The organism is Micromonospora sp. NPDC050784, from assembly GCF_044456765.1.
Taxonomy (GTDB): domain Bacteria; phylum Actinomycetota; class Actinomycetes; order Mycobacteriales; family Micromonosporaceae; genus Micromonospora; species Micromonospora foliorum.
The window spans coordinates 1-18,398 of sequence record NZ_JBITGG010000031.1; the positions used below are offsets into that span (position 1 = coordinate 1).

Sequence of the window (18,398 nt, forward strand, 5' to 3'; positions counted from 1 at the left end):
AAAAAACCCCGCCACCCCCCCCCCCCCGCAAACCCCCCCCCCCCCCCCCCCCCGGGGTGTAAGATCCCCCCGGGGGCGCGGGCCTCCCCCCGCGGGCGCGCGCCCCCGGGGCCCCCGCGCCGGGTACGGGCCGAGCCGACGGCACGCACGTCCGCCCTTCACCACGAAGTGAATGCGCCAAAACGCCGAATGAGCTCCAAGGTCCGTTTTCCTAGATCTTTTCGCCCGGTGGATAGGCTTGACAGATGAGCGACGAGCAGGTGGCTGCGCCGACGTATAGACGGAGGATCAGTCAACGGGGCATCGCGACGCGAGAGCGGATCCTCGATGCGGCGAACCGGCTGATGCTCGTGCGCGGAGTGAACGCGACGACCCTCGACGACATCCGCGAGGCAAGCCAGACGAGCAAGTCTCAGCTCTACCACCACTTCGCCGACAAGCAGGAACTCGTGCGCGCCTTGGTCAAATATCGAGGCGCGCTCGTGCTTCAGCGTGAACGCGCAGGGCTCGAACGATTGAGATCGTTCTCAGGACTGCTCCGGTGGCGTAACGCGCTGGTCCAGGCCAATTCGCTGAACAACGGCAAGTACGGGTGCGGCCTCGGGTCGATGACGCTTGAGCTGTCCGATCAGGATGAGCAGGCTCGATCGTCCCTGTCGGAGACGTTCGCGGCATGGGAAAGGCTGATCAGCGATGGTCTGCACCGGATGCGTGACAGCGGTCTACTGCGCCAGGATGCCGACCCGGAAAAGTTGGCCACGGGCCTGATGGCCGCTTTGCAGGGCGGCTACCTGCTGGCGAACGCCGCGCACAACGTCGCACCCATGGAGGTCGCATTGGACATGGCGCTGGAACACATCAAATCGTTCCTCGTGCAGCCGTCCGGGGAGCCGACCCGTTAATTAGGCCCCGCTGTGCACCGGAGGGGCTGGCGAGTGATTCCCGCCGACCCCTCCGGGCACCGTCACTTTCCGTACAACTCGAATTCGTAGAGCGAGAACCCGTACGAGGTGGCCCGCTTGACCCCGTACACCCGCACGTAGCGGGTGGTGACCGGGGCGAAGGTGGCGTTGTCGACGCCGCCGTTGCCGGTGGTGGTGGCGAACACCGGCGTCCAGGAGGTGCCGTCGCCGGAGACCTCGATCCGGTACGAGGTGCCGTGCGCGGCTTCCCAGCGCAGCACGACCCGGCTGACGCTGCGGGAAGCCCCGAGATCGACCCGGAGCCACTGGTTGTCGTTGTAACTGCTGGCCCACCGGCTGCCGAGGCTGCCGTCGACCGCCTTGTCCGGGGTGTGGCCGGTCAGGAACTGGGTGCTCGACGCGGTGGTCGGGCGGCCCTGCGCCAGGTTGGTGACGTCGTCGCCCCGGCGCGCCGGGAACGAGACGACCTGCTGGTAGGTGGGGCGGTTCTGCCAGGCGATCACCGGGTGGGTGATGCCGCCGAGGCCGGACTGGGCGATCGAGTCGGCGCACCACTGGTCGCCGGCCCCGCAGGACTTGTCGCCCGGGTAGACCGTGGTGGCCGGTACGGCGGCGGCCTGGCCGAGCGTGTCCAGCAGGGCCTGCCGGCACGCGCCGAGGTTGCCGTTGCCGCAGTACGCGCGGCCCAGCCCACCGGCCACCGGGTCGCCGAGTACGGTCCGTAGGTCCTTGTCGACGTAGCCCCACCAGCCGTGCTGGAACGACGATCCCTTGTGCGCCTGCCCCTGCAACGCCCAGCTCACGGCGCCGTCGCGTCCGCCGTTCTGGCCGCCCGACGGCGCCTCGTTCACCTCGATGGCGTCGACCAGCGCGGCGTAGAGGTCCGGCCCGAGGCCGGGGCGGAACTGCGCCGAGGCCAGCAGCGGCCACCAGGCGTCGAAGATCCGGATGGCGTCGGCGTGCTGGTAGACCTTGGAGCCGGGAGACGTCTCCACCCGGCGGGCCCCGGACTGCTGCCAGGCGCGCAGCTTGCCCACCGCGTCGGCCAGCGCCGGATCGGTGACCGCCGCGCTGTCCAACACCCGCAGCAGGTCGCCGAGAACCTGCTGGCCGCGCAGGTCGGTCACCGCCGCATCCGCCATGATCGTGACGACGTCGGCGCGGCCGAGCTTGCGCTGGGCGATCGCCGCGCGCACCGGGCCATCGAGCAGCTGAGCCCGGTGTACGGAGCCGAAGCTGAAGTTGCCGTCCGCGGCCCCGAAGTCCCGCGCCTGCTTGTTGTTCCAGCTGACGTAGTAGTCCTGGTTGACCGACTGCGGATGCGCCGACGCCGGGGCGTACGTGGCATCGTTGGTGTCCGGGTTCCAGCCGGCCCACTCGTACGCCGGTTCGGCCTTGGTGGGCAGGTTCGGGTCGGCGGTGGCCGGACGGACCGGATTCGAGCCGGAGTTGAAGTACGCCGCCTCGGTCGAGTTGACGTAGAACCAGTTGAACGCGTACCCGACGGTGGCCGCGGAGGCCTGGAAGGCCGCGGCGCTGCCCATCGCCGACGGGTCGTTGTACGCCTGGAAGCCGATCGCCGAGTCGGCCTCGTGCCGGTAGGTCGAGCGCAGTTTGGTGAACGCGGTCGGCTGCCCGTTCACCAGGCCCCGGTGGGCCACCAGCCCGTACTTCGTGCGCAGCGCGCGCAGCGTGTACGAGCCGGCCGGAGTGGAGTCGGCCAGGGTCGGGGACCAGGAGTTGCGCTGCTCCAGCGCCTCCATGGCGAGGCACTGTCCGTGGTAGAGGTAGCGGTTGCTGCGCAGTGTCGGGGCGCTGCCGTCGGTGGTGCACAGCGGCACCGCGTACGTGTCGGTGAGGTCCTGGGAGGCGGAGGTCGCGCTCCACGCGTAGTCCTGGCCCCGCCCCAGCAGCACGTAGAGGTTGAGCCCGGCGAACGCGGCGCCGCGAGCGCTGATGCCAGGCCCCTGCAGCTCCTGGAGCATCAGCAACTGCGGCGCGAAGTAGCCGGTCTGCGGCCCGAACACGGCCACGGGGTTGCCGGTGGTGGTGTGCCGTCCGGAGACCACTACCGCGTTCGACATGCCGTGTGCCCGCAGGTTGGCCAGGCCGCCGAGCAGCCCCGGGGTGGCGGTGCTGGTGCCGGTGCGGGCGGCGGCCCCGCCGGTGGCGTCGTAGGCGAAGGGCTCGGCGACCACCGAGCCGGCGTCGGGGAGCACCGCGCTGGTCGCGCCCGGCGGGGTCGCCCCGTACGGGAAGCTCTGCCCGTCGTGCAGGGTGAGCACGGTCTCCGGGTCGTTCTGTGAGCGGAACGTCGCCCACACCCGGTCACCCTCGGCGGCGCCATACTTGGCGCGGGCGGCCACCCGGACCAGCGCGGACTGGATCTCGCTGCCGCCGCCCCCGCCGAAGAGCCCGCCGACGACGCCGGCGGTGGCGATGAGGTCGGTCATGGTGAAGTGCGTCGGCTTGCCGGCGCCGGCGAGCACGTACTCGCCCGGGTAGTTGTCGTCGGCGATTGACTTGTCGATGTAGGCGTTGATGCCGGCGATGTAGTCGACCACGTCGGTGTAGAGCTGCTGACCTCGGGAGCCCTTGAGGCGCAGCGCGTCCACCTGGGCCTGCAGGTCCGCCTCCGAGTAGGGCGAGTTGGCCCAGATGCTCTGCTCCAGCTCCCGGTTGCCGGGCGCGCCGCCGGCGAACGAGGTGAGCGTGCCGCGACCGGCGTGCCGCAGCAGGTCCATCACCCAGAGCCGGTCCTGGGCTCCGGCGTAGCCGGCACCGAACATGGTGCCGGCGCGGGTGGTTCCGGTGACGTGCGGGACGCCGGTGGCCTTGTCCCGGACGATGGTGACATCCGATCGCGGCGAGACGGTGCTCTCCACCTGCGCGGCCGGGACGCCGAACGAGGCGTCGTTGTAGAAGTGGGCGATCTGCTCGTCGGTCAGCCCGGCGTAGTTGTAGACCAGGTTCGCGTACTCGTCGAGCTGGTCGCTGGAGTGCGCCGGGCGGGTGCCGAGCGCCTGGTGCGCCAGGATGGCGACCAGCGTGGCGTTGCCGTTCTGCCCAGGGGGCAGGATGTCGGCGCACTGGCCGAGGCAGTAGTCGTTGGCGGCGAACGTCGTGGCGGCCAGCGCCGGTGACGGTGGGGTCACCGTCAGGACGCTCGCGGTCAGGACGGCGGCGGTGAACGCCGCGAGCCGGTTACGGAGAACGGGACGGGGCATGGCGATCCTCCGGGGACGCGGAGTCGGGCCGTTCGGTCACGCCCGGCTTCCGGTGCCGACGTCTCGCCCCCGCGCCCGGGCGTTACACCAGGAGGTGAGAGTGACTCGCATCTATCTCCCGGCAATGATCGACGCAGGACCCCCGCCCGGGATACCCGTCGTTCACCACGCGCCAATGCCGACGTTTCGCCGCCTGCGACGCGTCGTCGGCTAGGCCTACGACCAGCTCGAGTCAGACAGCGCACCCGGGAGGGCGGTCAGTCACGCGACGCCGCCTCAGGCGGACCGCTGCGCGGTGTCGCCGCTGGCGAGGCTGTCCAACTCGGCGAGGTACATCGCCTGCATGCGGTCATAGTGCCGAACCAGCAGCAGGACCTCCTCGACGCTGTAGCCCTCGATGAGCCGCTCCGCCCGCTCGGCGAACCGCTCGTATGGACGCTCCAACTCGGCCATCCGCTCCGGCCGCAGGGCGACGATCACCCGCCGCCGGTCCGCCGGATCGCGCTCGGCCGTCACGTAGCCCGCCTGCTGGAGCCGGCGGAGCATGCTGGTCACCGCCCCGGTGGTGAGGTTGGTCCGCTCGGCGACCTGCCCCGCGGTGGCGGAGCCGACGTCCGCCAGGTAGTCCAGGCACTCCAGGTCGCTCACGGTGAGGCCCAGCCGCTCCGCGATGGCGTACCGGAACACCATGGACAGCCGCGACGTCTCCCGCCCGGCGCGCATGAGGTCGGCGATCGCGGACGCACGGGCCGACTCGTGGGACATGCCGGCAATCATGCCTCCGGCACGGTGACCCGGTGCAGCCGAGGTAACACGCGGGTCAGCACCCAGTGTGGTGCGGCCGCTCCCCCGGTGAGTCGGCGCATCAGCCCGGCGGCGGTGTCGACGGCACGGAAGGCGTAGGGCACCATCTCTTCCTGGTAGCTGGCGATCGCCTCCTCCACCGGCGCGCCGGTGGCCCGGGCCTCCACCAGCTTGCGACCGAGCAGTGCGGCGTCGCGGAGCGCGGTGTTGCCGCCGTGAGCGCCGAACGGCGGCATGACGTGCACGGCGTCGCCCATCATCGTCGCCCGGGGCACCGCCCACCGGCGCGGGCGCCGGCCGGTGGCGAAGAGGTTGAGTACGGTCGCGTCCAGCTCGGCCGTGCCGACCAACCGCCGGATGACCGGGTGGAAGTCCGCACTCCTCCGGGAGGCCAGTCTCCACAGCGCCAGCAGGTCCCCGCGGATGCCGACGGGCACCTCCTCCTGCCGGAGCAGCAGTCCCCACATGACGTAGTCGTAGCCGGTGGGCGCATAGCTGCCCGGGGCCAGGCGAGCAAACGCCTCCTGCGGGCTCTCGCCGAACCGCATGGAGGTGAAGAAGAAGGCGCGGCCCGGCCGGTCGGCGATGGCCAGGACCCCACTGGTACGAAGCGCTTCCGGGATCACGCTCTCGCCGTTGCGCCGCAGGGGCGACCGGCCGTAGATGCCCGCCATCGGGGTGTTCGTCGGGTCGGCGTCCGGCATGAGCTGCGCGCGCAGCGCCGAGCCGACGCCGTCGGCACCCACGACGACGTCTGCCGCGGCGGACCCGCCGTCGGAGAATCGCAGCCGCAGCCCTGCCGGCCCGTCGCTGTCCACCGCGGCGGCGTCCTTGCCGTAGTGAATACGCCCGTCCAGCCCGGACTGCAGGATCGACCGCAGGGTCAGCCGGTCGACCTGCCGGGTCGCGTGCGGCTCATCCTTGAAGGAGATGGTGAACGCGTCCCGCAGCCGACTGTCGGTGAAGCGCAACTGCCCGCCGGGCTCGTCACCGGTGCTCAGCGCCAGGCTGTACAGCGCGCGGGGCAGGCTCTCGCGCAGCGCCTCCAGCCCGTACCGGTCGAGAATGATCCGGTAGCCCTGCCGCCGGACGAAGGGGCCCTGGTCGCGCTCGTAGACGTGCACGTCGATGCCGGCGCGCATCAGGTACTGGGCGAGGCAGAGGCCGGAGAGGCCGGCGCCAGCGATTGCCACCGAGAAGTCCGTCGATACGCGCATGCAGTTATCTTAATGACTAAGATGATTTGGGCAAGGCCTCCGTTCGAGGCGCAGCAGGTGAGTCTCGTCTCGCCAGTTCTCGGCGTGAGGTGATGTCGAGCTTGCGGAAGATCTTGCGTAGGTGGTAGTCCACCGTGCTCGGGCTGATGAACAGTTGTGCCGCCACCTCGCGGTTTGACGCGCCGTTCGAGACCCGCTGCGCGATGTCCCGCTCCTGGCTGGTCAGGCAGCAGCTCTGGGCGAAGTGGTTTGTCGTGTCGTGGCAAACCAGCCTGCTGCGTAGTTCGCGGCGGGACGCGACGCCCAGCCTGTGGAACACTCCGCGTAGGTGATGTTTGACGGTGTGGGTGCTGATGACCAGGTTCGTCGCGATCTCGACGTTTGTGGAGCCCGCCGCCACCAGCAGAGCTATCTGTTCCTGTCGTGGAGTCAGTACCGCACGGGGAAGGACTCGGGCGGGCTCGGCTACGACGCAGTGCATGGTGCTCCTCGGGCGAGGGTTCGGGGTCTCGACGACCATCCGATCGCACCGTTGTGCATGACGAGTGCAGGCTGAGTGCTCGCCCTACCCGCTTACGACGCGCCCCTCAACAAGCTGAGTCGGGCCCGGACATACGCGACCATGGTCCGGTATTCCTCGGCCTCCTCAAGGCCGGAAAACTCGATGAGTTCCCGGAAGCCGTTGTCGGCGATCAGGCTCTCGAACTGCTGGCACCCCCGTTCCGCGCGCGCCAGGTCGCCTAGATCGAATGCGGCCCGTGCGAGGATCGCCGCGACGGCACACCGGGGACCGTCCGACTCACAGACGCCTTCCGTCAACCCCCACTCCGACACCTTCGCAGCTCGTTCGAGCCGGCCGAGTTTCCAGGAGGACTCCGCAATGAGCTGGGCGTAGTAGATCTTCAGGTGATCGAGGTGCTCCGCCACTGCGATGGCCAGCCCTTCGTCAGCCGCCCGCGTGCCAGCCTCGAACTGGTCGGACCGAAGGAGCGCTCTCGTGAGTGTCAGCAGCGAAACGGCGAGCAGTTCCTGGTGCCCCGTTTGCCGGGCAAGACCCACCGAGCGTTCGCCGTACGCGTTGGCTGCGTCGTGGTCGCCGCGCGACAACGAGAGCACAGCGAGGTTTCGCAGGACCGCGGCTTGTCCGGCGAGTTCTTCGATGCCTTCGAAGATGCGCAAGGCTCGACGGAGGTATTCGTCGGCCTGTGGCAGCGGGGCGGAGACCTCACCGACGGTACGAAGAAGTTCTGCCTCCATCAGCGGCTCGCCGAGCACGCTGACCATCTCGAGGATGGCAAGTACCGTCCGTGTCCGGCCCACGGGTATGGAGTTGCTGCCCGGTGCTGAGGCGGCGAGGACCATAGCCGCCGCGTCGCGCCCCAGGCCGTGCGCGAGGGCCAGATCGATCGTCGCCCACAACGCGGAGCGTTCTCGTGCATACCAGGCGGCAGCCTGTGGCACGCTGTCGAACGATTCAGGCGTCACATTCGACGGCGGCTCGCGGACAGTGCCGACTGGCTGCCGGTGGTGCCTCGCGTAGGCGGCGCGGGCCGAATGCAGGTAATGCACGACGAGACGCCGCTCGTACCCCGGTCGTTCTTGATCCTCGTCGAGGAGCTCGCCCGCGTAGGCCCGTAACAGGTCGTGCAGACCATAAAGCCCTAATTGCGACTCGTCGAGCAGATTCGCGGTCACCAATTCCATGAGCAGTTGGCGTGCCTGTGCGCGACCGACTCCGGCGACACTGGCCACCGACTCCAGTGAGATCTGAGGACCCGGATGGACTGCGAGGGCACGAAACACCTGCGCCGTCGACGGATCGAGGGCGCGATACGACCACGAGAACACCGACCGGACATCGTCGGACGAATCCGCGCTGGACAACGCGTCGAGTCTGGCGGACGGCGCCGAGACGTCGCTGAGGACCGCACTCAAGGGCAGGGCCGGGTTGAGGGCCACGCGGGCCGCCACGATCGCCAGTGCGAGGGGCAGCCCGGCACAGAGCGCGATGACCTTGTCCAACGCGTCCGGGTTCGTGGTGGCGCGACGGGCGCCGAGTCGGTTGATCAGAAGTTGGCGGGACTCGGCGCCGGTCAGCCGATCGACTTGCAGATAACGTGCGCCCTCCCGGGTGACCAGGCTCGTCATCCGGTTGCGACTCGTCACGATGACCAGGCAGCCCCGGGAGGCTGGCAGCAGCGGGCGAACCTGCTCGGAGTCGCGCGCGTTGTCCAGGAGGATCAGGAGCCGACGACCGAAGAGGCGGCTGCGGTAACGAGCTGCCTGCGCGTCGACGTTCTCCTGCGGTGACGAGACCGCTGGCTCGCCCAGGGACGCGAGCAACGAGGCGAGCGCCTCCTCCGATGACATGACGCGTCCGTCCGGATCAAGACCCCTCAGGTTCAGGAACAACTGGCCATCGGGAAACTCGCTGGCGATCTGGTGGGCCCAGTGCACAGCGAGCGCGGTCTTGCCGATGCCACCCATGCCACCGAGCACAGTGATCACGATGGTCGCATCGCTGAACGCGTCGGACAGTTGGTCGTCGAGCACGGCGGCCACGTCGCTTCGGCGGACGAAGCCGGCGACCTGCGGCGGCAGCTGTGCCGGCCGGGGAGCCTCCGGCGGGCGCAGTTCCTCCTGTAGGGTCCAGCCGCTGGCCAGCAGTTCCCGATACGCCTCCCGCAGTTCCTGCCCCGGGTCCACCCCCAGTTCCTCGGCGAGACGTTGGCGGGTCCGCTCGAAGACCCGCACCCCTTCCGCCCGGTGACCGGTGGCCACGTACGCGCGCATCAGGCACGCCTGTAACGCCTCGTCCAGCGGCGCTGCGGCGGCAACGCTCAGCAGTGGGGTCAAGGCGGTGCCGGCCATGCCGTGGGCGATCGCGGCTTCGCTGGCCGCGAGCGCCACCGCGACGCGCTCCCGTTCGATGGCGACGAACTCCGGCGAACTCAACGCGCTGGTTGGCAGGTCGGTGAACGCGGGGCTGCGGCCAAGCTCCAGAGCGGTCAGGTACGCCCGCACACCGGCCACGACGTCCCCGCTAGCGAGCGCCTCACGGGCCCGCCGGACCAACTCGCGATACATGGCCAGATCGGAGGCCTCGGTCGCGAGGAGCAGCCGGTAGCCCGTACCAGCCGGTAGGAGGTATTGACCGGTTTCGCGGACGTCCAGGTCCGGTTCCAGAATCCGCCGGAGGTTCCCGACGTGCCGGTGGATCTGGTTGGCGGCGCTGGCCGGCGGTTGTTCGTCCCACAGGCTGTCGATGATGCCCTCGAGGCTGACCGCGTCACCCCCGGCGGCGAGGAGCTTGGCCAGGATGATCCGCTGGCGTACTGGGCCAAGATCGACGTCCGAGCCGTCCCGCCGGCAGCCAAGACCGCCGAAGACCTTGAACTCGCAGTGGGACTGCGGCGCGTCCGGGAGCCTGCGGTCGGGCGTCGTCACGATTGACATCCTAGAGATGGAAGGGCAGCGGCTTCGCTTTTCGCCCAGCCTGCGGCTTACCCCGGGTCCCCCGCATCCCCCATCTCTCGTTGTCCGTCGAGTCGGTCGCGATACACGGGGACTACGTGATTCGGGTGATTCGAGAAACGCTGCCATATCAGTACCTTCGGCAAGGTTCCCAGCGCGGAACGCAAGCCCAAGGAGTGCGCATGCCCCGTGTCACCGTTGGCTCAGAGGGAGCCAACCCAATCGAGATCTATTACGAGGATCACGGCGCCGGTACGCCGGTGGTGCTCAGTCACGGTTACCCGCTGAGCGGGCAGGCCTGGGAGAAGCAGGTCTCCGCACTACTCGCAGCCGGTTACCGGGTCATCACCTATGACCGGCGGGGTTGGGGCAATTCCAGCCAGCCCGCCAGTGGGTACGACTACGACACGTTCGCCAGCGACGTGGACGTGCTGCTCACGGAACTGGACGTACGCGACGCCATCCTCGTGGGTCACTCGATGGGAACCGGCGACGTTGCCCGCTACCTGGGCCGCTACGGCACCGGGCGGGTCGCGAAGGCCGTACTGATGTCGCCGATCCCGCCGTTCCTCCTGCGAACGGACGACAACCCCGAAGGCGCACCGCAGTCGTTGTTCGATGGGTTCATCCAGGCGGCGCGGGCGGACCGGAACGGGTGGCTCAAGCAGTTCCTGGAGAACTTCTACAACCTCGACGTATACGGCGGCTCAATGGTCAGCGACGAGGCGTTCCAGGCAAGTTTGACCGTTGCCGTGGCCGGATCTCCCCTCGCCGCGGTGGCCTGCATCCCGACCTGGCTCACCGACTTCCGTGAAGACCTGCCCAAGATTGACGTGCCGGTACTCGTGATTCAGGGCGACCAGGACCGAGTCCTACCCATCGGGGTGACCGGTCAGCGGCTGCCCGCCTTCATCGGGGATACGCGGTTGCTCGTCATCGAGGGCGGACCGCACGCCATTGCCTGGACCCACAGCGATCAGGTCAACGCCGCCCTGCTCGACTTTTTGCAGAAGTGAAAGGAAACACCGTGAAATTGTCCTTCCGGCGCCGCCTCATCTACGTAGGCGTGGCCATCGGTGCCCTCACCCTGACCGGTGCCGGCATCGGCAGCGCCCAGGCCTCGACGAGTAACGGCTTCCTCCATTCGCGCCCCGCGGCGGCCAAGCCGACAGTCGTGCTCGTGCACGGCGCGTGGGCGGATGGGTCGAGCTGGGACAAGGTGACAGCCGAGCTCCAGCACGACGGCTACCGGGTGGTCACGCCGCCGAACCTGCTGTCGGGCGTGGACAACGATGCCGCGAACCTCCGCGCGTACCTGGACACCATCACCGGACCGATCGTCCTCGTCGGGCACTCGTACGGCGGCATGGTCATCACGAACGCCGCTCTGGGCGACAAGCAGGTCAAGGCCCTGGTGTACGTCGACGCGTACATCCCGGACCAGCACGACACCGTGCTGTCGCTGACCTCGGCCGTACCGGGCTCGGTCTTCGCGGCCGAGGCGTCCACCGTCTTCGACCAGGTCGCGATCCCCGGTGAGGATCCGCACAATGTCAACCTCTACGTGAAGCCGTCGGTCTTCGGCAAGGCGTTCGCCGACAAGACCATTCCCGCCAAGGACGTGGCGGTGCTGGCCGCCCGGCAGCGTCCGCTGGCCTTCAACGCCCTGGTCGAGGAGGCCGGCGAGCCGGCCTGGCGCACCATTCCCTCGTGGTCGGTGATCGGCAAGCAGGACGCCGTCATCCCTGCCGCTCAGCAGATCGCCATGTCCAAGAGGGCCAAGGCACATACCATCGAGATCAACGCCCCCCACCTGTCCATGGTCACGGATGCGGGCGCGGTCACCAATCAGATCGAGGCGGCTGCCAAGGCGACCGACTGACACACGACAACCGGCCGGGGTATCGCTCACCGCGATGCCCCGGCCGGCCTTGCCTTGGGGTGGCCGCGTGGGCCGTTCGGCCCACGCGGCCATTGTTGCTGCCCAGGCGACGAAGTCCCGTCAGGCGGTCGTCCGGGCCGCCTCCAGGATGACCTCGGTAACTTCACCGGGATGCGAGATCAGGCCCAGGTGACCCGCGTCGATCCGGGTGATGTCGGCCCCCGCCCGCTCCATCATCTCCTCCTGGCGCGCTGGCGGGATGACCTTGTCCTCGGTACCGATCACCGCCCATACCGGGATCGTCTTCCACGCCGGCTCCGTGGCCGGCTCCGCCAGGGCGTTCGTGGCCAGGGCGGTCTGGGTCACGGCGAGCACCTCCGCCTGCCGCCGAGGCAGACCATTGGCGAAGCCGCTGATGAACACCTTCGGCAGGACGTACGCGTCGACCGCACCTTCCGGGGCACCCGGGAACGGCACGAGCTTGAAAACGCTCGTGGGGTCGGTCAAGGCTGGCTCAAGCACCGAGCCGGAGCCTGCGGTGAGTTCCTCCACGGTCTCCCCCTTGTCCGGGGCGAAGGCGTCGACGAACACCAGTGCCTTGACGTTTTTGTTGCCGGTCGCGGCATCGCTCACTACGAAGCCGCCGTACGAGTGGGCCGCGAGCACGATGGGACCCTCGATGGTGGACAGGAAATCCTTCAGGTAGCCGCTGTCGATCGTCGGCCCCCGGCTGGGTTGCGGCGCGACCTGGACATCGAAACCGCGTGCCTGGAGTCTGCGGACCTCCCCACTCCAGCTCGAGCCGTCGGCCCAGGCGCCGTGCACGAGGACGATGGTCGGTCTGCCGTCATGCCCCCGGTCCGGGTTTGGTTGCGCACCGCCGTCCGCGGACACGCCTGGGGCGGCTGAGCCGAGCACCGTCACCAGCGTTGCGGCGACGAGCGTTGCGGCGATGGTCTTCGGCCGACGTAGCGAGATACCGAGCATGTCTCTTCCCCCTCGTTGGTCAGTGGTTTCCGAGCGCGGGCAGATGTGCAGGGCGCCAACGCGACCTCGCCGGAGCCGCAACCAGTCGGAAGCACCGCTGCGTGGCGCGTGCACCGACAGCGGCCGGGCTCCGGTGCCGCGACGACGTGCCTGATCGCCCAAACCTCACCGTACTGACGCTCACCGGAAGTGTCGGACAGAAGAGGAAAATCACTCAAGTTTCACCTTGTTGGAGGAACACCACCAAACGGGGTCAGCTCAACCGTTCGGTGGGCGCCTTGGCGGACGGCACCCCACTCGGTCTTCCGGCGCCGGCCGTACTTCGCGCTTCGGCTGCCACCTAACCGGCGGCGGCCTCACGCTGGATCTGCTCGAATTGGGCGGCCATCGCGGCGGCCAGGGCCTGCGCGGCGGACAGCGGACGAACCATGACCGTGAACTCGTCGATCAGGCCGCTCTCATCCAGGTGCAGGAAGTCGCAGCCCTCAATGGCGACGTCGCCCATCCGGGCCTCGAACACCAGCGCGTGATCGCGACCGTTGTCGCCACTCAGCTCACGGGTGTACCGGAAGTCCTCGAACACCCGCAGGACGCCGCGCAGGATCGCCGCCGTGATTGCCTTGCCCGGATAGGGCTTGAACGCCACCGGGCTGCGAAACACAACGTTGTCGGCTAGGGCCGCCGCGACGGCGTCCGGATCCCGTGCTTCAACCGCCGCGCGAAAGTCGATCACCACGCCAGCGTAGCTCTCACAGTCGCCGCAACTGGTCCGTCGGCTACTCATCGCGGCATGAGCGGATAGCGGTCTTCTTCAACGCACGAGTGGCAAGCATTGCTGAACTTCGATGAGTTCGGGTTTGTCTCTGGTGGGTCATCGTGGGACTGCTCTACCGTCGATACATGGTCTCGCGTCGATCGGTTCTGCGGGCGGTACCGCTCGCGGCCGCTGCCCTTACCGCCGCACCAGGTAATCCCCGCCGGCTCGGCCCGCGGTCCACCTCGACGGATGCGGACCGCGTACGACCCGACCCGGCCACGATGCCGGCCGCCGCTACCGCCGTTCGCGGCTTCACGGCCGACCTCTACCGCATGCTGGCGTCGACCCGGGCAGGCGGCAATGTGGTGTGCGCGCCGTACTCGGTCGGGCTCGCGCTCGCGATGACCAGGGCGGGCGCCGGCTCGACCACAGCGGACGAGATGGACGCGGTGCTTCACGCGCCGCATCCGCGCCCCGGCGCGCTCGACAGCGGGTTCAACACCGTTGACCAGGCGCTCGCCGGCCGGTACCAGGACGGTGACGGGATCAAGCAGCCTCGGTTGACCACGGCCAACGCGCTGTGGACGCGACTCGGCCTGGTCCTGCGACCCGGGTTCCGGGACGCCCTCGCCGGCTACTACGGTGCCGCGCCGCAACCGGTCGACTTCCGCGGCGCGCCGGAGGTGGCCCGCCAGGAGATCAACACCTGGGTGTCCGATCGAACCAACGCGAAGATTCCGGAGCTGTTGGAGTCCGACGCTGTGGGCCCTGACACCAGCCTGATGCTGACCAACACGATCTACCTCAGGGCGGCCTGGAAGTATCCGTTCACGGTGACGGCCACGGCGGTGGAACCGTTCACCAGGGATGACGGGACCGTCGTTTACGCCCCGGTCATGCGCGGGCCGTTCGACAGGATGGGCTACCTGGAGGGGGACGGGTGGCGCGCGGTCGACGTGCCGTACGCGGGCGACGGGCTTGCCATGGCCATCGTCATGCCGACCCGGGACGATCTCGCCGCGGTCGAGGCGAGCCTCGATGCGACCTGGCTGGGCGCGTTGCTGACCGGGTTCCAGGTAACCGACGTCCAACTGCGCCTGCCCCGGTGGACGTTCCGCCTGCCGGCCGAGCTGGGTGCCGCGCTGGGTAGCCTCGGCATGCCCACGGCATTCACGTCACAGGCCGATTTCACCAGCATGAGCATCGAGCCGGCCCTGTGCGTCGACGACGTGGTGCACGAGACGTTCATCGCGGTGGACGAGAAGGGTACCGAGGCGGCGGCCGCGTCGGCCGTCATCGTCCGGCCGCCGTCGATCCCGCAAGGACCGCAGTTCTTCGTCAACCGACCATTCCTGTACGTCATCCACGACCGGCTCACCGGTGTACCGCTGTTCCTCGGCCGGGTCCACGACCCGCTGGTCAACGGCCCCGCCTGACCGGCCCGGGACCAGGATCAGGCTGCGCGTCCGCACCGCCATGGCCGCCCAGACACTTCTGGAGCATGTGGGTCAGGCAGGTGGTGCGCTGATGGCCAGGATGGCGGTGTCATCGCTCAGCCCGGCGCCGAAGGTGCGGAGCAACTCGGTGACCGCGGCGACGGCCGTGGTGGCGTTGGTTGGCGCGAGGGAGTGGGCGAATCGAGCGAGGGCTGCGGTTCCGTAACGGCCATCGGCAGTTTCGCTGCTGGCGGGACGGGCCTCGGTGAGCCCGTCGCTGTAGAGAAGTAACGTGTCGCCGGGGTTCGCCACGACAGTTGTGTTGGTGTATCGGGAGTTGGGGAAGGCCCCGACGATGCGGCCCTTCGTGGGGTGGTAGTGAACGGAGCCATCGGCTCGCAGCAGCAGTGGTTCGGGGTGCCCGCCACTGGCGATGACCGCGGTGAACCCGTTGACGGCCGGCGTGGGTGTGAGGATGCCGGACACAACGGTGCAGTAGCGCGCGTCCTGGCGGTACTCCTGCCAGAGCACGGTGTTGAGGTTCTGCAGCGCGGCGGCAGGGTCCGGGTTGTAGACGGTCGCTGCCCGCAACGTGTAGCGGGCCAGGGCGGTGACGGCTGCCGCTTCGACGCCTTTGCCGCTGACATCACCGAGGAAGAAGCCCCAGCGGCCATCCTCAAGAGGAAACAGGTCGTAGAAGTCACCGCCGACTTCGTCGGTGGAAGCCGCCCGGTAGTACGCGGCGCTGTCCAGTCCCGGCGGGGTTTGCAGCACGGCCGGGAGGAGACTGCGCTGCAGTTTGCTGACGAGTTGTCGTAGCCGTTCGTCCTCGCGTTCCGCAGCCTTGCGGGCGCTGAGGAGCTCTCGTTCGTAGGAGCGACGCATCGCGGCGTCGAAGATGGCCGTCCGGATGAGCTGCGGTTGACCTTCGCTGCCAGCCTTCACGACGGAAGTGACGAGGACCGGCATGCGAACGCCGTCCTTCGTACGGAGGTCGAGGGCGACACCGCCGATCTCGCCCCGCATGGCCAGCATCGGCGCGAAGTGGGTCTCGTGGTAGATCCGGCCCCCACCAGTGAGCAGGTCGCTGAAACGGCGCCGGCCGACGAGTTCCTCACGGCGGTAGCCGAGCCAGGCCAGCAGCGTGCCGTTGATCTTCGCGATGGTGCCGTCCAGGAGGGTGGAGAGGTTCCCGCACGGCGCATTCTCGTACAGGTCTTCGAGGTCGTCTTCCAGCAAGGCAGGGCATCCGGCCACGCTCGGTCGGGCGCTTCCGTCATCGCCGGGACCTGGGCCGAGCGGATCACGCCCCCCAGTGGCGGTCATCGGTAGGCGGCCCTGACAAACGACGTGATCGCCGCGGCCGTCGCTTCCGGCGCGCTCAGCTGCGGGCAGTGCCCGGTCGCATCCAGTGTGACGAGCTGACTTCCGGCGATCTGCGCGTGTACGAACGCGCCGACTTCGGGCGGCGCGATGGCGTCCTGAGCACATTGCAGGACCAGGGTCGGAACGCTCACCGCGGCGAGGTCCGCACGGTTGTCGGACAGGAACGTGGTACGCGCGAACACCTGCGCCATCGCGGGATCCGTCCGGCAGAAACTCGCCGTCAGCTCATCGCCCAGCTCCGGTCGCTCGGGATTGCCCATGATCAGGGGTGCCATGCTCGACGACCAGCCAAGGTAGTTGCTGTCGAGTGACTCGAGCAGGTCGTCGATGTCCTCGCGAGTGAAACCGCCCCGGTAGTCTCCGTCGTCGATGTAACACGGTGACGGGGTGACCAGGACCAGCGCGGAGAAGCGATCCGGTTCGCGATTCGCCGCAAGGACCCCGATACTCGAACTGACCGAATGCCCGACGAAGATCGGCTGCTGGAGGTCCAGGTCCCGGCAAATGCTCAGCACGTCATCGGCGTAGCCATCCAGGGAGGCGTACCGCTCAGCGTCCCAGGCCGCCGGATCAGCCTTGCCGGATCCGACGTGATCAAATAGCACCACCTGGGCCCACTGTCCGATTTCGCTGACAACGTGGCGCCACATGTGCAGATCACAACCAAAGCCGTGCGCGAGCACAACAGTAGGGCCATCCTCACGACCGGCCAGCATCACGTTGTTGCGGTCCCACACACGCATTCGCCTATCCTTCACCACCCGCACCTCGGGGACCAAGCGTCGGCCCACGTGGGCGATCGTCGGGTGGCACGGACACCTGTATTTCCGTTATGTCCTGCGCCGTTGGGGTGTTCATGTCCGCGGCAGATCTGCGCGGACCTCCGCGACCGCGTCGGCAAGGGCCTGCACTCCCTCGGAAATGGAGCGTTCGGTGAGGGTGGCGTAGCCGAAGATCAACCCGCCGGGTCCGGCGGGGCTCAGTCGGTACCGGGAGACGCCCTGCACGACCAGTCCGCGTCGGGCGGCGGCAGCCACGACCGCAGCCTCGTCGAGGTCGCGCGGGAGCCAGGTCACGACGTGTTGGCCCGCCGCGACACCGACCGGTTCCAGTTCGGGCAGCCGTGCACGCAGCGCGCCCAGGAGTGCGTCGCGGCGGCGGCGGTAGACCGGGCGCATGCGCCGTAGGTGCCGGTCGAATTCGCCGCGGGTCAGGAAGTCGGCGAAGGTCAGTTGGTCGATGACGGGAGAGCCGCGGTCGGCCCGTACCTTGGCAGCCGTGATGTCGTCGGCCAGGTGTGGCGGTGCCAGCAGCCACCCGAGGCGCAGCCCTGGCGCCAGGGTCTTGCTCGCTGTGCCGCAGTAGACGACGGTGTCGGGTGCCAGCCCCTGCATGGCGCCGACGGGCGAGCGGTCGTAGCGGTACTCCGCGTCGTAGTCGTCCTCGATCACCACGGCGCCGCGACGCTGCGCCCAGCCGATGACCCGGGCCCGCGCGGTGGCGGACAGGACGCCGCCGGTGGGCCACTGGTGCGAGGGCGTCAGCACCACGGCGTCCGCGTCGGTCCGCTCGAGCTTGTCGACGAGAATGCCGTTCGGCCCGACCGGGACGCCGATCACGTCCAGGCCGAGGGCGGCCGCGACGAGGCGGGCGTCGTCGTCCGCGGATGGGTCCTCGACGGCGACCCTGCGGGCGCCGCGCGCCGCGAGCACCTGGAGTATCAGCGCGACGCCTTGGCCGTAGCCACTGCAGATCACGACGTTCTCCGGGCTGGCCGATGTGCCGCGGACGCGGCTGAGGTAGTCGATCAGGGCTGCGTGCAGTTCGGGTACGCCACGTCCGTCGAGGTAGGCGAAGCGTTCGTTCGGCGTGGTGGTGAGGACCGTCCGCACCGAACGCAGCCAGGCGGCCCGGGGGAATGACGACACGTCGGTGCGGCCGTAGCCGAAGTCGATCCGGGCCGTCGGCGGATTCCCGCCACGCCGATCCGCCGACGGCGGAACCGGCTCGACCGCGACCCGGGTGTAGCCGCCCGCCCGACTGGCGAGGTAGCCCTCGGCGACGAGTTGCTGGTAGGCCTCGACCACGACGCCGCGGGAGACTCCCAGATCGGCTGCGATGGTGCGGGTGGGCGGCAGGGACGCGCCGAGCCGCAACCGGCCGGCCCGGATGCTGCCCCGGATCGAGGCGGCAATCTGCCGGTGCAGCGGCTCGGCGGCGGACCGGTCGACATGGATGAGCAGGTCTTCCGCGGTGCTCGAATTGGTCCTGATTCGGCCCATGGGATCGGACCTTATCGGGTGTA

The 18,398-nt window shown here is 68.9% G+C and carries 14 protein-coding genes; 4 read left to right on the forward strand and 10 right to left on the reverse strand.

From position 1 onward, the window contains the following. Positions 1-245 precede the first annotated feature (245 nt). Complete coding sequence (locus ACIBD9_RS30105; protein WP_396722720.1) at positions 246-902, forward strand: TetR/AcrR family transcriptional regulator; 657 nt, start codon at positions 246-248, stop codon at positions 900-902. Between the two features lie 62 nt (positions 903-964). On the opposite strand, the gene ACIBD9_RS30110 is transcribed toward ACIBD9_RS30105, so the two are convergent. The 5 genes from ACIBD9_RS30110 to ACIBD9_RS30130 all read right to left on the reverse strand — a co-directional run bounded on the left by ACIBD9_RS30110 (position 965) and on the right by ACIBD9_RS30130 (position 9,618). Next, on the reverse strand, positions 965-4,150 hold the full coding sequence (locus tag ACIBD9_RS30110; RefSeq protein WP_396722722.1) for a penicillin acylase family protein: 3,186 nt from the start codon (positions 4,148-4,150) through the stop codon (positions 965-967). Positions 4,151-4,426: 276 nt separating this feature from the next. Beyond that, on the reverse strand, positions 4,427-4,915 hold the full coding sequence (locus ACIBD9_RS30115) for a MarR family transcriptional regulator (protein WP_396722724.1): 489 nt from the start codon (positions 4,913-4,915) through the stop codon (positions 4,427-4,429). Between the two features lie 8 nt (positions 4,916-4,923). Beyond that, the gene (locus ACIBD9_RS30120) at positions 4,924-6,171 is read right to left on the reverse strand and encodes an FAD-dependent oxidoreductase (RefSeq protein WP_396722725.1); all 1,248 of its coding nucleotides are present in this window, start codon (positions 6,169-6,171) and stop codon (positions 4,924-4,926) included. 16 nt (positions 6,172-6,187) lie between these two features. Beyond that, a complete protein-coding gene (locus ACIBD9_RS30125) occupies positions 6,188-6,691 on the reverse strand; it encodes a LuxR family transcriptional regulator (RefSeq protein ID WP_396722727.1) in 504 nt (167 codons plus the stop codon). A gap of 53 nt (positions 6,692-6,744) precedes the next feature. Further along, on the reverse strand, positions 6,745-9,618 hold the full coding sequence (locus ACIBD9_RS30130) for a BTAD domain-containing putative transcriptional regulator (protein ID WP_396722728.1): 2,874 nt from the start codon (positions 9,616-9,618) through the stop codon (positions 6,745-6,747). Between the two features lie 209 nt (positions 9,619-9,827). On the opposite strand from ACIBD9_RS30130, the gene ACIBD9_RS30135 reads away from it, so the two are divergent. Further along, a complete protein-coding gene (locus ACIBD9_RS30135; RefSeq protein WP_396722729.1) occupies positions 9,828-10,661 on the forward strand; it encodes an alpha/beta fold hydrolase in 834 nt (277 codons plus the stop codon). A gap of 11 nt (positions 10,662-10,672) precedes the next feature. Beyond that, positions 10,673-11,527: an alpha/beta fold hydrolase gene (locus tag ACIBD9_RS30140; protein ID WP_396722731.1), complete on the forward strand. Its 855-nt coding sequence runs from the start codon at positions 10,673-10,675 to the stop codon at positions 11,525-11,527. A gap of 120 nt (positions 11,528-11,647) precedes the next feature. On the opposite strand, the gene ACIBD9_RS30145 is transcribed toward ACIBD9_RS30140, so the two are convergent. Then, positions 11,648-12,514: an alpha/beta fold hydrolase gene (locus tag ACIBD9_RS30145; RefSeq protein ID WP_396722733.1), complete on the reverse strand. Its 867-nt coding sequence runs from the start codon at positions 12,512-12,514 to the stop codon at positions 11,648-11,650. A gap of 340 nt (positions 12,515-12,854) precedes the next feature. Next, positions 12,855-13,247, reverse strand: a complete 393-nt coding sequence (locus tag ACIBD9_RS30150) for a nuclear transport factor 2 family protein (RefSeq protein ID WP_396722735.1) — start codon at positions 13,245-13,247, stop codon at positions 12,855-12,857. 167 nt (positions 13,248-13,414) lie between these two features. Here ACIBD9_RS30150 and ACIBD9_RS30155 point away from each other — a divergent pair, with 167 nt between their 5' ends. Beyond that, positions 13,415-14,707 carry a serpin family protein gene (locus ACIBD9_RS30155; RefSeq protein WP_396722737.1) on the forward strand — a complete coding sequence of 431 codons (1,293 nt, stop codon included), beginning with the start codon at positions 13,415-13,417 and terminating at the stop codon, positions 14,705-14,707. A 72-nt stretch (positions 14,708-14,779) separates the two neighbouring features. Here ACIBD9_RS30155 and ACIBD9_RS30160 read toward each other — a convergent pair whose 3' ends face one another. The 3 genes from ACIBD9_RS30160 to ACIBD9_RS30170 form a co-directional block, all read right to left on the reverse strand. Then, positions 14,780-16,033, reverse strand: a complete 1,254-nt coding sequence (locus tag ACIBD9_RS30160; protein WP_396722739.1) for a PP2C family protein-serine/threonine phosphatase — start codon at positions 16,031-16,033, stop codon at positions 14,780-14,782. Further along, a complete protein-coding gene (locus tag ACIBD9_RS30165) occupies positions 16,030-16,836 on the reverse strand; it encodes an alpha/beta fold hydrolase (RefSeq protein WP_396722741.1) in 807 nt (268 codons plus the stop codon). The genes ACIBD9_RS30160 and ACIBD9_RS30165 overlap by 4 nt, the downstream gene beginning before the upstream one ends. A gap of 111 nt (positions 16,837-16,947) precedes the next feature. Next, a complete protein-coding gene (locus ACIBD9_RS30170; protein WP_396722743.1) occupies positions 16,948-18,375 on the reverse strand; it encodes a PLP-dependent aminotransferase family protein in 1,428 nt (475 codons plus the stop codon). Positions 18,376-18,398: the final 23 nt, after the last annotated feature.